This is a genomic window from Acinetobacter chengduensis, from assembly GCF_003664645.1.
Taxonomy (GTDB): domain Bacteria; phylum Pseudomonadota; class Gammaproteobacteria; order Pseudomonadales; family Moraxellaceae; genus Acinetobacter; species Acinetobacter chengduensis.
Genome location: NZ_RCHC01000019.1, coordinates 24,358 through 38,704 on the forward strand (window position 1 = coordinate 24,358; position 14,347 = coordinate 38,704).

The 14,347-nt window shown below is 43.8% G+C and carries 14 protein-coding genes; all 14 read right to left on the reverse strand.

Annotation, left to right across the window (positions count from 1 at the left end):
* Positions 1–24 precede the first annotated feature (24 nt).
* The 14 genes from D9K81_RS14635 to D9K81_RS14700 all read right to left on the reverse strand — a co-directional run bounded on the left by D9K81_RS14635 (position 25) and on the right by D9K81_RS14700 (position 14,305).
* Entirely contained in the window at positions 25–633 is a 609-nt protein-coding gene (locus D9K81_RS14635; RefSeq protein ID WP_121523503.1) for a hypothetical protein, read from the reverse strand.
* Complete coding sequence (locus tag D9K81_RS14640; RefSeq protein WP_121523505.1) at positions 621–2,072, reverse strand: hypothetical protein; 1,452 nt, start codon at positions 2,070–2,072, stop codon at positions 621–623. The genes D9K81_RS14635 and D9K81_RS14640 overlap by 13 nt, the downstream gene beginning before the upstream one ends.
* A complete protein-coding gene (locus tag D9K81_RS14645) occupies positions 2,056–2,397 on the reverse strand; it encodes a hypothetical protein (RefSeq protein ID WP_121523507.1) in 342 nt (113 codons plus the stop codon). The genes D9K81_RS14640 and D9K81_RS14645 overlap by 17 nt, the downstream gene beginning before the upstream one ends.
* Positions 2,394–2,780: a hypothetical protein gene (locus D9K81_RS14650; protein ID WP_121523509.1), complete on the reverse strand. Its 387-nt coding sequence runs from the start codon at positions 2,778–2,780 to the stop codon at positions 2,394–2,396. The genes D9K81_RS14645 and D9K81_RS14650 overlap by 4 nt, the downstream gene beginning before the upstream one ends.
* Entirely contained in the window at positions 2,777–3,439 is a 663-nt protein-coding gene (locus tag D9K81_RS14655) for a hypothetical protein (protein WP_147433941.1), read from the reverse strand. The genes D9K81_RS14650 and D9K81_RS14655 overlap by 4 nt, the downstream gene beginning before the upstream one ends.
* An 83-nt stretch (positions 3,440–3,522) precedes the next feature.
* Positions 3,523–4,368, reverse strand: a complete 846-nt coding sequence (locus tag D9K81_RS14660) for a hypothetical protein (RefSeq protein ID WP_121523513.1) — start codon at positions 4,366–4,368, stop codon at positions 3,523–3,525.
* Positions 4,369–4,384: 16 nt separating this feature from the next.
* Complete coding sequence (locus D9K81_RS14665; RefSeq protein WP_121523515.1) at positions 4,385–5,719, reverse strand: hypothetical protein; 1,335 nt, start codon at positions 5,717–5,719, stop codon at positions 4,385–4,387.
* A 2-nt stretch (positions 5,720–5,721) separates the two neighbouring features.
* Positions 5,722–6,264 carry a hypothetical protein gene (locus D9K81_RS18445; protein WP_171406947.1) on the reverse strand — a complete coding sequence of 181 codons (543 nt, stop codon included), beginning with the start codon at positions 6,262–6,264 and terminating at the stop codon, positions 5,722–5,724.
* Between the two features lie 66 nt (positions 6,265–6,330).
* Positions 6,331–8,133, reverse strand: a complete 1,803-nt coding sequence (locus tag D9K81_RS14675; protein WP_121523517.1) for a hypothetical protein — start codon at positions 8,131–8,133, stop codon at positions 6,331–6,333.
* A gap of 100 nt (positions 8,134–8,233) precedes the next feature.
* Entirely contained in the window at positions 8,234–8,782 is a 549-nt protein-coding gene (locus D9K81_RS14680) for a hypothetical protein (RefSeq protein WP_121523519.1), read from the reverse strand.
* Entirely contained in the window at positions 8,766–9,809 is a 1,044-nt protein-coding gene (locus D9K81_RS14685; RefSeq protein ID WP_121523521.1) for a hypothetical protein, read from the reverse strand. Before D9K81_RS14685 ends, D9K81_RS14680 begins: the two co-directional genes overlap by 17 nt.
* Entirely contained in the window at positions 9,806–10,084 is a 279-nt protein-coding gene (locus tag D9K81_RS14690) for a hypothetical protein (RefSeq protein ID WP_121523523.1), read from the reverse strand. Before D9K81_RS14690 ends, D9K81_RS14685 begins: the two co-directional genes overlap by 4 nt.
* 11 nt (positions 10,085–10,095) lie before the next feature.
* The gene (locus D9K81_RS14695; protein WP_121523525.1) at positions 10,096–12,177 is read right to left on the reverse strand and encodes a hypothetical protein; all 2,082 of its coding nucleotides are present in this window, start codon (positions 12,175–12,177) and stop codon (positions 10,096–10,098) included.
* Positions 12,178–12,247: 70 nt separating this feature from the next.
* Positions 12,248–14,305: a hypothetical protein gene (locus D9K81_RS14700; protein ID WP_121523527.1), complete on the reverse strand. Its 2,058-nt coding sequence runs from the start codon at positions 14,303–14,305 to the stop codon at positions 12,248–12,250.
* Between the last annotated feature and the right edge of the window lie 42 nt (positions 14,306–14,347).

Below are 14,347 nucleotides of genomic sequence, written 5' to 3' on the forward strand. Positions count from 1 at the left end.
GCGCTTTTATTTTCGTTCCCAAAATTAAAGCGGTTCAAAATTACATACAAGCATAGGCATTACACCTACCGCCGCCGTAATCTCTAAGTCGTTAATCCCGGCTTCTACAGCAATACTTGGCACAACGTTCGCCGGTACCAGCTTTGTGAGCGTTGGAGCAAGCTGGGTTAATTCTTGCAAGTCCACATCATCGTCCATACTGATATGAATACGACTTGTTAAGAAGTTTTCACTGCTTTCTGTATATGTCAGACGTGAAGGATAGCTACTGGCCAATGCTTTTGAATGAAACAAGCGCTTAATTTTATATTGCCCCGGCCAGAGCATGCGTAACACAAAATCTAAAAATGCAAGCCCGCGTTTAGATCCCATGCTTATCCAGTTTGCATAAATCACACGCATGAGTGCTTCGCTGATATTTGGGCGCCGTAAAACAACCAAGCCATCTTTTTTAGAGAATCGCTCAACTACGCTCCCGCCAGCCATGTGCGGTACGCTGTAGTCAAATAGGTTTGTCAGATCATCGCCAAGCAAATCAATGTAGGTTTTTATAAAAACCTGTTGCATTGCCTGTTCAAGCTCAGTGTAGGTATGCGAATAACTTAAGGGCTCTAATAGGTTTAGCTTATCCATAAGTTTGCACCTACGTTAGCTGTTCGCTTGATATTGATCGTGATGCTTTCACGGGTCATATACACCCATTGATGGGGTTTAATTCGATTTGCGGATAAATCATCCGTAACAAGGGTAAAGTCAGAAATATTATCTTGGAATGCAATAATATTTTCCTTAAACGCATCTGATATTTTTTGAACGTTAAAACCATCGGCCAAAAAGTATGATGAAGCCAAAGTCTCTTTGCCGTAGCACTCTAAAAGCAAGGTGTAAATTTGCTCTTTTACCATTTCGTCATTGTGCACTGAAGCCAAGCTTGCATTGACCTGTAACTTGAATGCGCGTGTGCTGACTTGACGGATATGCACCCGGTCTTTATAGAGCGAATCAATCTGGCCGATATATTTCACAATGTCAGTTTTCAACTGCTCAGTATCGCTTGGATCTTTAGCAACAAAAGCCGCCTGCAAGTGGTTCATGTCGTCCAGCGTAGCTGTGTAGTACATGTCTTGGGTTGCTTCATTCCATACGGTTAAGTAATTGCAACGTGACATAAAGACTTTACGCACATTGTAATCGAACTCACCCAGAAATACGGCGCTTTCATCATGCACTGGATAGCTGGAAAGTAGGCGTAATTGCTCAATGCTTAGCGGATCGGTACCAGCACGCACTAAACCGCCACTTGTAAATTTGATTTGTACCTTGGTTTCTCTTGCGCTGGATACTTCCTGAAGGGATGCTTCACGCAATTTGCTGGTATCAATTTTGCCGTCTGTTTCGATCAACTCAAAACTAATCACAGTATTGGCTTGAACGGTCACACCACAACGCTCACTATCGCCAAACTCAGCAATCATTTTCCGCATGCTGTCGGTTTTGAGATTGTAGGCATATTCACCCGGCGCCGTATTCATCCAGCGTGGTTTATAGCTATATGCATTGCCTAAATCATCCTTCACCAAAATTCCAGACAAGTGCATATCTTCTTGAATATTTAGCTCAACTTGCAAAAATGCTTCAGTAAATACAGCTTGATATTGAATAGTCCGGATTTCGCTTTGCTCCACCTGGACCACTGCTGTTTCACCGGGCGCAGCATTGGCCGTCTGCAATAAGCGCCAAGTACGTCCTTGGGCATCTTCAATATAACGCCCTGCTGAAATACTAACGCTGTCTGTACCTTTGTTTTGCACGTCTATGTTGTGCCGACACGGCGTAGCCAGTGGCAAAATTCCTTTATTGGTCGCATCCGCTAAAATCGTACGGACATTGCTCTTTGTAAAGGGTTCAATATTGGCCAGATCAATGTCTACAGATTGATCTGCAATCATGCCGGCCATAGCTTGCAAAGTACCAACAGCAAGCGGGTCGCCGTTCTGATAGCGCAGTGCAATTTCTGGCGTGTCTTGTAAGTTAATCAGCAGTCGTTTTTTTACATCATTGAGCGTAAGCATTTGCACTATCCCCGGTGTAATTGGTGTTTGATTCTTCAGGTGAAATAGGAACTACTACGGTGCCAATAGAAATATAAATCCGCTTTTTATCGTGGCCCAAGTCTTCTGATAACACCTGCAATTCATCGCTAGACAGCGAAGCAAACAGCGGAATATCCTGTTTTATTTTGTCTAAAATAAAGTCTGCTACATCCATACTCATTTCATTAAATAAAATTCGATTAGTTCTTTCGCCGTACCCGCTCCCGCGAATCGAATTGGCTGGGGTATTCAGCCAGTGTTCGATTATTTCTTTAATTTCGGTTTCATTAAGTAAATACTTCATTTACCAATTCCAATCGACATTAAGTATTGCTTGTAAGGCAATTGTTTTTCTTCATTAAGCAGGCTGTAAATTGTGCGGAAAAAAACCACGTACCCGCCGTAAATGGCACACAAAATTGGCAACAAGAAGCAAACCATTCCACTCGCTGATAAAAACCGCAGAACTAAATAAAACCGAATGGCAAAGAAGATAAGACACAGCAGGCTAAAAACCAGCGTAAAAATGGCTTTGAGTCGCCCACGCGATAAGATTATGTCCACATCGCTCTGCTTAAATGCCCAGCATACGCACGGCATCATGCGCATTAGCTTAATTTTGGTGAAAATAATCCAAAATAGGGAAGCAAAAACAATAAATAAATCGATATATAAACCAAACATCATTGAGAGCCCCCCGCTTCTACTTGCTTAATCTGATCACGGCGCACCGTCAGGCGTTGCTTAAGGTCATCTCGCAGTGCTTTCTTGCTCAAGATATCCTTATCTAGCTGTTCAAGTGACTCGCGCAACTGGCGCGTTTTAGCAGGCACTGTCGTGGGAGCTGTTGCACCGTCTTTGCGTGGAATAACAACTTTTTCTTGGGTACGGCGTTTATCAAACGCAGCTTGATTGGCACGTACACGTGAAGCGATTTCTTCAATTGCTTTTGCAAATACCGCCGCCGGAGAGTTTCGATCTGACGCATTGCTTGCCAGACTGTATTTAGAGCCAGCTGTAGGTGCCATCACCTGAAATGCATCTGCTGAAAAGTGGAATAACTCATTTTTGAGCGGGATATCGCGATTATTCAGCTTCACACGCACAATATCGCCATCGGTACGTGCCACAAGCGTAATGGTCTGGCCATTCTCTAAAACAAAATCCAGATCCTTTGTTGTTTCATCCGCAACTTTTTTCATCTTCCGCGGAATAAATGCAACAACCATCTGGCCGGTTGCCTTGGTCATGCGCTGATTAAATTGCTTCACCAGTGGTGAGGCATCATTGATATTTACTAAATCAAAACTAGCCATTTTAGAGCTCTGTATATTAACTATAGGCATATTTTGCTATTACCAATTTTTACAATTAATTATTGTTCCCATAAAAAAAAGCCCGGATTAATCCGGGCTTTTTCTAGGCTGTTTTATAGGCCGTTATTTTTCTTGTAAATGCCTTGGCGTTTACCAATCTGCAATGATTTCAAACGGCGCTTAATGGCGTTTGGTGAAACAGCTTTAGCACTTGCTTTACGCAATGCATTTTTCTGTTTAGCTGATAGCTTAACTTTCATAGATGTATTACCAATACGCTTATTCACAACAGTAACTTTACCAGCACGCACAGCTTTCACGCCGCGATATACAAGTGTTTGGCCACTCTTGGTTTTACGCACTTTGGTTTTACCCACTTGTGCGCTGTCATATTCGGCTACTTGGCCAGCTTCCATATCCAAGCCATCATCACCAAAGATAAAGGCAGTGATAAATTCGCCGCGCTCATCTTCTGCTGGCAGATTTGTGCTAATGATTTCAGCAATTTTTTCGATTGCTTCGTCTGCTTCATCTACATTTTCGCCAAAAGCTTTTTCGATAGTGTCATCGTCAACACCTAAAGAAGACATAGCATCCGCCATGTTCGCCGCTTTGATTTGAAGCACTTGCTCAGTCAATTGATCATGTTCTTCACCGCCTTCACCAGCACCGCCTAAAAGGTAAGCGTCCAGACGGTCAGATGGAAGTTCAGAATCATCTAAATCATCTGTCAAAACGTCATCAGCAAGTTGCAAAACGCCGTATAACGCACTACGGCGCAAGGCTAAAATTTCGCTTTCCAAAGCTTTGTCGTCTAACTGCATAATGTCTTCAGCCATATCGCCTGCAGCACTGTCAAAATGATTTACAGTTTGTTTAGCAGCTTGAGCGGCCGCTTGGTTTTTGGCCTTTTCACGGCGCATTTGTGTAATAAAGCTAAAGTCTAGTGCTTGGTTCATTTCCCAATTCCTTCAATTATTTGTGTACGCTGGTATCTAAATAGGCAGCACGAACGGCGCCTTCAGGTCGATAACCGCACTTCAAATCAACCGCATCGTGTGGTCGATCTTGGCGTGAGGTAATCGAAATAACGTATTTACCGCCCAGTTCGCTTGAGTCCACAAGCAGGCCTGCTGTTTCACTTGCACACTGTTCTAAAAACGATTGGCATTCGCGCAAAGCATCGCTAATAAAATCAGATTTACCTTTGAGTAAATGGCGTTTACAGATATTGATAAGACGATTATCAATAAACATGGAGATTTCAGCAGAACTGGTTAGGCTTAAAACGCTTGTTTTACTGTCGTATTGGGTTAAACAATCCGAAAGAACATAGCGAGTTCCAGTGTCATAAACTTCTTTACGCACCACGTTAATTTTTGCTTCGGCCAACTTGGCAATCACGTCTTCATTGAACTTAACGTCATTACGCATCTGCATACCTGCCCAGCGCATTGGAAAGTCATAGCCGGCAACTGGTGTCTTCAGTGGCGGAATGCCTTGTGCATTGGTTTTTGCATTGCGTAGCAACGTATAGCCCATGATCGTACCCAGTGCATAACGCGGTACTTTTTTGCCGTAAATTGATGTGCTGTTGTTAGGGCGTGCCAATACGGCGCACACGATAATTTCTACACGGTGGCTATAAGCACTCAATTCTTCAGCAATAAGTACCATTTGATCCGGGGTTAATGTTGGATCTAGTTCAACTTTCAGCGGAATATTCAGCTTTTCGCTGGCGCGTAGCATGACTAAGAACAACGGCAAGTTGTCACTAAAGAACATGGCTAAGTAGTTCGGGCGTTCCTCCGCCTCCACAAGCGCATCAAATAAATCATCATCTGATAGCGCTACTTTGTCCGTATCTTCGGCCATTGAATCCATATAGACATTACGGCCAAGGGTATTGCGGGCGTTAAATGCTTCAGAGTCTGAAACGTAGTCTGAAAAATTGTCATTTCCGAACAATTCAAACGATTCAAATTGCTCTGTCGCATGTGCAACACTCACAATGCTTGCAAAATCTTCAAGATTTTCGCTCATTGAGCCTTGAATTTTTAACACTTCATCGCCGTGATACGTATCAACAAAGCGCAAAGTCAATGAGGTGTTTTCTTGATATAAATCAGCATCTTTTTGTTGAATCTTGTATTCAAGACTTACGTTTTCGTCCATTTTTGAATGGAGAGAAAAAACAACAAACCAGACATAAGGCATGCTTTTTAAGCTTGATACAGCAGCTTCAATATGATCTGACGGTACAAAGTTAACCATGTCATAGCCGTCAACTAAACCTGCGATATAAGGCATTGTTACACCCCTTCAAATTCGTAACGGCTATTTTTGTTTAGCTCATTTAATTGCTGAAGCTTATTGATAACAGCTAAACGCTGGCGCGGATTTTTACACTTAACAATCACTGTCTCACCCGCTGGCAAATCAGTTTTTGTATAAGTTTCATAAGTGCGTGGCCCATTGTTTTTGATTGATACGCTTAACGGATCAACCGGAGCAATAGGCGCTTCAGCAGGTGCTGTTTCAGTAGCAGGCACTTCAGCAGGTGCTTCAGCAGGTGCTGTTTCAGTAGCAGGCACTTCAGCAGGTGCTTCAGCAGGTGCTGTTTCAGTAGCAGGTGCTTCAGCAGGTGCTTCAGCAGGTGCTGTTTCAGTAGCAGGCACTTCAGCAGGTGCTGTTTCAGTAGCAGGTGCTTCAGCAGGTGCTGTTTCAGTAGCAGGTGCTTCAGCAGGTGCTGTTTCAGTAGCAGGCACTTCAGCAGGTGCTGTTTCAGTAGCAGGTGCTTCAGCAGGTGCTTTAGTTGCTTTAGTGGTTTTGGTTGCTTTGGTTGTAGTAGTCATTTTGCTAATTTCCCTTAATTGGTCCAGGTAAAAGAAAAAAGCGCGTCCCGAAAGACGCGCATTTAATTACGCGCCAGTAATAGAAACAGGCAAGTTAACTACTTGAATAACCACACACTGATCACAGAAACGATCAAGCGGGTTTAAATCAGCCGCGCCAGTCGCTTCAATCGTTACACCTTGAACAAAGTCTTGAGTGTTAGATTCGCGAACGGTGAACGGAACTGTTGGGAAGCCAACGAAAGGATTTCGTACAGGATCACCAGAACGGCCAACAAGCATGATTTCAGCACCGCTGTTGCTTTCAGTAAGCAATTGCGCATCTTCAGGAACGTGGTAAACGTTAATGTTGTTGCCGATTTGGCCAATACGCGTGATTTGGTTAGGAGAACCAACTGCGCTTGATAATTTTTTATAATGTGTATCGTCTGCAAGGTTGTCAAACAACACAGACATTTTATCTGTCACATACAAATCGTGGCCAGACGGTACGATATCAAGCAGTTTATTAATGTTTACTTTGCCCATGCTGATAGACACAAGTAATTCACGCGCTTGTTCTGACGTGTTATTAAACGCTGGGGTTTCTGTAGCACCGCGATGCAAGTCCGCCGTAAATACGCGACCAAAACCAATGGCACGCTTTTTAAGACGGCGCAATAAGCGAACGTTTTGTTCAAGAAGGAATTTTGACGAAATAACTGCGGTTACGGCGCCACGAATATCAAGACCAAGTTCGCGTTGTACTTGGTAAATTGAGCTTGTAGTCGCACGGTAACGACCGCGCATTGGATATGCATACACATCACGCGCAACAAGATCTACATCGACCGAAGGCGCAAGTAGGATCTGTTTTTCGCCATTTGCTTCAGTACGTTCAAAATCTGCAATAAGTTCCGCAGTTACCACTGCACCCGCTGGCAATTCTTCTTTAAAGCTTACCTGCACAGTGTTAGCGCTTAAGTCTGCAATACCAGAAACAACAGCAACTTCCACGCCTGCAACAACTAAATGATGATTACGCTTTGGAATAATTGCAGAAGGGCCAGTGAACTTAGCATGATCACGTGTAGCGTCATCACCAACAGTTACGCCGTTCACAAGGATGCGCACACGGCCACCCATAAACGGAAGTGCTGGTGCATTTGGATCTGGTTGATCAAGCGTGCCATTTGCATAAGTGACAGTAGGAGACAGCGTGTAGCTCTTAGCATCCGCCGTATCTTGAGTCATTACAAACTCAAAAATAGGGTCGAAATACTGAAGTGAAGCACCTTTACCGTCAATGTATTCACCAGCTTTCACTGCACCAAACGAGTTTTTAGCAATGTTACGGCCATAAACAACCGGCACTTGGTTAGAGCCGTTTGCGTTTGGTAAATAAGCAATGATTGGAATTGACGTAGCAATACGGCTAGAGATAGCAACGATTGCAGCTGCAGGAATAACAGAGTGAGATTCCATACCACTGGAATTAAGCTGGGTACCATTTACAGTGCTGTCATAGCCATCAACAGACTTCAGCGCGATAAGGCCATCAGCCAATGCTGTTGCTACCATGTCTGCACGTGGCATTTCACCGCCATGCACTGCTTGATAGCTACGAATACCGCTATCGATAGCACCTAGAATGTAAGCTTTATTTTCTGGGCCAGCACTGTCAAAAATGTCACGTAACACTTTTGGAATTGCTTCATCAAGGTTGTTGTCTGCTTCTGCATCAGCCACACAGCTGTCATAAGCAGCAACAACACTAGCACCATTACTACCTTCACGCTTTTTGGCATAATTGCGCATCCAATTGACAGTTGCGTTAATTTCACGCTGCGCTGTTTCATGGTATGTTTGTTGCTCTTGTGTTAAAGCCATTTAAATAACCTCATTTGCCTTTAGGGCGTTGGAAATGCGGTTATTTTGAAATGGCTGTAAAGTGCTAAATTTTTTTGTTCCCAGTTTTGGAAATACAAAATTAATTTACTGGACGTTGCTCGAATGTTGCTAAATAAGACAGATCATCACGTTTATTAAGAAGATATTTAACCCCAAAATCCCCTACGATTGTTTGGCCTTGTGAGCCTACATTCTCCACCCAGACGGCAAAATCGCTACTTAGCATCAAGCAAAATATATCGCCACTTTCCGGCGTCCAGTTCGCCGTATTTTCATATTGCTTAAAAAGCTCCACATCCTCGACAAAGGGTTCAATTTGAGCCATAAATGAGGCGTCTGCCCCATCTACAGAAATAAGCCCCTTATTAATCGCCGCGCCCGTGAACTGATCCAGCAAAACCATGGCTAGGCCCTTTTGCTCATAATCAAAAGCGTGCTCATCTTCTTCGGTCATCACCCCCAGCCCGCTCCAAACGTCATCCTGTCGATTACCCTTATCTGTATCTATTAGCACTTTAGAAAATACGATTGCAGGGATTGACGCCGTAGACGTTAAAACCATCTGTCGAGCCATACGGCGCCGACCATTGAGCACACTATTGGCAATTGGATTAATACTTTCTTTCACGCTCTACCCTCATATAAAAATCATAATCTGCTTTATCAATTAGCCCTGAATTAAAGTTAGCGGTTAGACGTGCTATACGGCGCTCTTTATTGTCTAGCTTGGCTTGTTTGGCCATAACCTGCTTTGTTTGCTTTTCAACTCTGGTGGCAATTTTCTTCGCTTCAGTGTTTAAACGCGGTGTGATCTTATGGCTTGCCTTGCCTTGCAATGCCGCCTGATCATCAATCATTTTTGCCAGCTGTTTCGGGCTGGATGAATACATACGGCCGTATGTTTTAGCCCGATCTTTATCTATGGCCATCTTTAAATACTGTTGGCCAAGTGCCGAACGGCAATACTGGGCTACACGCAAAATATGCTTGCATGCGATGCCAGTTAAATCGGGGTTTTTTTCTTTCGGAAATCCTGTCTCACGGCGCCCATGCACATAGTTTCCTAGCGTTGCAATATAACGATACCAATAGCGAAAACGTCCACAATCGCACTCGATACGCACTTTACCGTTTGACAAGCGATTTTTAATCGTACTAGCCCGCTCTTTGACTGGCTGTAATACCACGCTGTCATAGGCCATAAATTCAATATTAACCACGTGAAATGGATCTTTTGAACGCGGGCCAGAATTAGTTAAAAACGTCACGGTACCAGCACGGCGAAATTTCGGTGCTACGCTTAAAATCTCCCGGTTAGCCCGGTCAATATCATCTTGACGCGACAGACTAATCACTTGCGGAATTGTGATACCGCCCTTGTATAGCGTGCCTATTGTTTCAATGTTGCTACCGAAGGCCTCTAAATCCTGTAATGTGATATTGCGTAGCTCTAACCCGCCAAGGGTTGTCTTCAGCATCCGCTTAAAATCATATTCCCCATCGATATCATTTGGACGCAAAAATACGGGCTTGAACTTATCGTTATGTTCGGCGGCTTTACGGCCCGTACTATCATCTTTAAGGGCCTGTCGCGCTTGTTTCGCTACATTGGCCTCCATTACCTTTCTGCGCCAATCGTCTGGACTAAATGTCATGAATCTACTCCATGCTTTTGTCGCAAAGCCAAAATATCGCGCAATGTAGGGAAATAATATGCCCGGACTGGGATCAACTCATGCGCATAAGAAATGCCACAAGCCACTTTGACCTCAGTTACATACATACGCGACTTATACAGACGGTAGCTAATCAGTGAAGGGTCGTGAACTTCATCATCTTGAACTTGGTAAAAGCGCAAATCATGCGCTTTACCACGGCGCTGCGCCCGCTCAATGAGCTGGCGCAGTGCAATTTGATATTCATTTAGCATAAGCACCCCGCTTACGCTTCAATCGTGATGGCTTGATATAACGCATCATTGGCAATACATGCGACCACAATCACATCAATTCCAGACAAAAGCGTACGCTCTAAATCAAGCACATAAGATCCAGCAAGCACAGTCGCTTCAACCATGCTGTTATCTGTAAATACGGCGCGAATTTTTGCAGGTGCATCCACGTTGCCAGATACGGAGCTTAGGCTTGAATTAAGTGCCGCCGTAAAGGTTGTAATGCCCGTATAAGTCAAAGTTTTTACCTCATCACCAGATTTAACAGTTACCTGATCACCAGCAACCAAAGCCACGGCTAAAACGTGGTTATATTCACCGTTTAGTACAGTTACAACAGTGTCCACACCGCCGGCAGTAATAGTCACTTGAGCCTGCGCAGAAGTACCCAATACGCTTAAGCCATCATTATTGATATACGCCGTAAATTCAGGCATGAAAGTAACGTTTTTCATAATGCCGTTACATGTAACTTGGATAGACTCGCCCACTTGTAACGCTTCAGGAAGGATTAACTTCCAGCGGTTTTGATCATCGGTCACTGTTTCAACATTGTTTGCAAACACTTTGCTACCAGACTGTGAAATACCTTCTAGCTGAACGCTGTTTACCGCATGCGCCGTAAACTTAGCGTAGGCTGTTTGCAGGGATTCATTAGAGTCTGAAATTTGAATAGCAGTAGGATTGCTTAGGGCTGGATTAAATAATGCACTCCATTCACCATCATCAGAAATAGAGGCTTCAACCGTTGCTCTGTCCACTACATCAACGCGGATCTTCTCACCCGGCTGGCCTTTACCAGTGATTAACGTGCTAGACACGGCTAAAACACTTAAGCCAATTTTCACATATTGCACTTTAATCTCAGCAGATTGACCTGATACGCTAATTTCTTCATTTTGCATAAAGCTATTAGTTACATGTATTTCCCAATCGCCTTTACTGTCTGCAATCGCCGTATATGCAGAATTGAGTAATGACGTAATAGATACTGTTTCCGCTGGCTTGGCCTTGCCCTTGATATGAAAAGGCGTTATCACTTGAGCAGTAAGCGCAAAAGTTACATTGCTTTCACCTTTGTAAATAAGTGCTCCCGGTGTATGGCCACCAATACCGCCTAAAATCACAACAACAAGTTGCTCTTGTTCTAGGCCGTTAGGGAAGTCTAGGCGCCATGCCCCGGATGCATCTGCATAAATCGTGGTGTTATCGTTGCGCCCTGTTGACACAAAAACAGCTTCACGTGGCTCTGCGGTACCTTTGACATATTGGCCATACACTTGGTCTATTTCGACAGAGCCAAGATAGAAAGTTTTGCTTTGGTACTCGCTGGCCACACCGTCATATTGCAACCAAATATCAAGCGTAGAGCCATGCAAAAGCCCCATTTCTGGCAATACAATCGAAAATTCACCTTCAGCATTCACTTTACCGCTATGCGTCCAGCCTTCAGAACTTACATGTACGACTGCACGCTTATCTACAGCTGTGCCTGTAACTGTTTTCCCGTCTTTGCTAATGTCGAAGGTAAATGAGGGATTAAAAGGCGATTCGTCTTTGTGCTGAATATTAAATTCAATGACTTGGCTTAATTCAGATCCATTGATCACAAAAATATTGTTTTCACCCAACTGTAAGTGCTCAGCTGTGAGCTCTTGCTCCCAAGTGCCTTCTGTTTTAGGGGTTACGGCGATGCTGGTGCCGTCTTCTAGTAGGATTTGAACTGTAGTGCCAACGGGTGCCGTTCCGCTAAACTTCATTAAAACGGCGTCATAATTCGCCGTAAATTTAATTAAGCTACCATCTGTCGCCGTACCATCAATATTTTTAAAATCAAAAGCATTTGTGCCGATTAAGTTATTGGCCACATTCAAAATACGGCGTATCAATCGGCCGTCTATTTCACCTTTTGCATCCAAAACATAAGTTTTGCCATTTTGCAGATTAACCAAGTTTTTAGTTTCTAAAACAACGGTGTCACCATCCGTTAATTTAATTTCATTGGTAATCTGCTGGCTTTCACTATTTACAACTGTTGTTACTGTGTGGGTTAACTCTTGTCCAGCGTCCATAACACTATCCAATTTAAAAGATAGTGTTATTTTCACGTGTACGTTAAACAGCTATTTTTTTCGTTCCCGCTTATAAAAAAGTGATAACTGCAAAACCGTCAGCACCATTTTCACCGTGGTTAAGTGTTTCTGTCCACCCGGCGCCAGCCTTGCCAACGTCCAGATCAATTGTGACTTGAGATTTTGCCGTGTTTTGTACCTTGGCCCGAATATAGCCACCTGTACCGCCAGATCCTCCACCGGATCGACTCTCATCACCAATACCCCATGCACCCGTACCGCCATCATTTGAGTCGCTATAACCCAAAGATGAGTATCCTATTGTTCGGGTTTGTGGCGACCATCTGTTTACGATGCCGTGTATACCGTCCTTATTTTCTTCAATAGTGATCAGCAGATCGTCCTGTTTTGAAACATTAATTTTGTTTGTCCCTCCTGGACCACCTTCGCCCTCACTCATGTGTGAGCCATTACCCCACCAGCCACCAATACCGCCGATGCCACCGCCAGCCAATAGCGTTTTTAATGCTGTCTTCAGCTGTGTGTCGCCACCATTTTCACCCGGGCAAAGAAAACTAACACCCGTATAGCGTGAGCCACCGCCACCGCCACCAGCACCGAATAATTCAACAATAATTGTTTGTTCTGGCTCAATCGTGATTTTATGTTGGCCAACACGGTAAATTTTCTTCTGCTGTTCTGGCTCTTTCATAAATACCGCCCAGTTAACCTTGCCTGTATAGGCCACTTGGCTTGTATCAGCACGGTTAAACACTGAAACTTTAAACTTGTCTGTTTCGCGTGTGATCTTCCATGCTTCGTGCATGCCCTCTGGTGTAACCATCAGTACATAGCTTGGATTGTTAAAATCCCATTTCACGCCATCCGGTCGATTAATCTGGAAGTCTCCATTTTCTGATACACCAGACATAAGAACACCCGGAAACATTGCAGGTACGGCGCCCGCTTTCTTCTCTAAAATGGCAAAACTTACATCCCCGCTGTAGCTAGTACGATCACGGCCCGTACGATTGAAAATTGCCGCTTTAAATTTGCTTGATTCGCGAGTAATAGACCAAGCCTCATGTACCCCAGCTGGACACATCAAGAAAACGCACTGCGAATAGTCCACGTCCGTATTGTTTGGGCGCTTTACCTCAAGGCTACCAGAACTGCTTTGTACGCCACTTGCAAGTAATTCCGGCATAAGTAGGCCCGCCAGTTCCAAATCATCGGCTAACGGCAATACAAGCCAATTCAAGGCGCCTGAATATCCCACGCGATTGATGAGTGAGCGATTAAAGACTGAAAATGTGAATTTCTTTGCCTCACGTGAAATATTCCACGCCTCATGTGCACTTTCCGGATTGATTAACACCGGGTATTTATTGAGTAAACTGCCGTTAAAATTATCTAGTGTTATGGTGTTATTGCTACCCGCAACCATCAAGCCAGCAAAGCATTCAAAGCTCAATAGGCCAACATATAGCCCCATTAAGCGCGAAATCATGTCCAGATATTCTTTTATTGCACTATCCGCTTCAGTTCTCATTGCATATTGCGGGTGAGGATTTTCCACGGCCAAGTGATCAGTGATAACGCTGGCCATAAATTTAATATATTGCGGATGCGGGTTTTTATGTTGTGTATGCAATGCAATTAAAGCTTGCAGTAGTTGCTGTTGATGAGAAAAGGCTAATTTTATTTTTTGGCCAAATGGGATTTGATCCATTGCTAAGGATACGGCGAACGTAAAATAAACGCCTACTTGCGTTTTGAAAAAATGGCCAGCTGGTTGGGAGGCGATTGCAAATAGCTCCCCATCCAGATCGTACAAACCCAATTCAGTGACGGCTTTCTCTTGCTCAACACGCCCTAAGACTGTAAGCACTAAGCGATGATGGTCAGTATCAACATAGCTATTTAAAATTGGAAAATCGCCCCATGGCATTGCCATTGAGCCAGTATGAGCAGATTGCTCATAATTGCCAGAGCCAAGGCTTACATGTGATAAAAACGCTTCTAGCCCACTGCTCTGATACTTGAGCATTTTACGAAGCGCCGTATCTTGAATTGATAAAACAATTACGTCAGACATAGGAATAAAACTGGTTTTGATAGATGACATAAGTATTTGCCACCCACAAAACCAAATTTATTTTTGTTCCAG

Coding starts and splice junctions, on each gene's coding strand:
- D9K81_RS14640 (WP_121523505.1), bottom strand. CDS start 2,072: ATGCTTACGCTCAATGATGTAAAAAAACGACTGCTGATTAACTTACAA.
- D9K81_RS14650 (WP_121523509.1), bottom strand. CDS start 2,780: ATGATGTTTGGTTTATATATCGATTTATTTATTGTTTTTGCTTCCCTA.
- D9K81_RS14660 (WP_121523513.1), bottom strand. CDS start 4,368: ATGAACCAAGCACTAGACTTTAGCTTTATTACACAAATGCGCCGTGAA.
- D9K81_RS14655 (WP_147433941.1), bottom strand. CDS start 3,439: ATGCCTATAGTTAATATACAGAGCTCTAAAATGGCTAGTTTTGATTTA.
- D9K81_RS14700 (WP_121523527.1), bottom strand. CDS start 14,305: ATGTCATCTATCAAAACCAGTTTTATTCCTATGTCTGACGTAATTGTT.
- D9K81_RS14685 (WP_121523521.1), bottom strand. CDS start 9,809: ATGACATTTAGTCCAGACGATTGGCGCAGAAAGGTAATGGAGGCCAAT.
- D9K81_RS14665 (WP_121523515.1), bottom strand. CDS start 5,719: ATGCCTTATATCGCAGGTTTAGTTGACGGCTATGACATGGTTAACTTT.
- D9K81_RS14695 (WP_121523525.1), bottom strand. CDS start 12,177: ATGGACGCTGGACAAGAGTTAACCCACACAGTAACAACAGTTGTAAAT.
- D9K81_RS14645 (WP_121523507.1), bottom strand. CDS start 2,397: ATGAAGTATTTACTTAATGAAACCGAAATTAAAGAAATAATCGAACAC.
- D9K81_RS14690 (WP_121523523.1), bottom strand. CDS start 10,084: ATGCTAAATGAATATCAAATTGCACTGCGCCAGCTCATTGAGCGGGCG.
- D9K81_RS18445 (WP_171406947.1), bottom strand. CDS start 6,264: ATGACTACTACAACCAAAGCAACCAAAACCACTAAAGCAACTAAAGCA.
- D9K81_RS14635 (WP_121523503.1), bottom strand. CDS start 633: ATGGATAAGCTAAACCTATTAGAGCCCTTAAGTTATTCGCATACCTAC.
- D9K81_RS14675 (WP_121523517.1), bottom strand. CDS start 8,133: ATGGCTTTAACACAAGAGCAACAAACATACCATGAAACAGCGCAGCGT.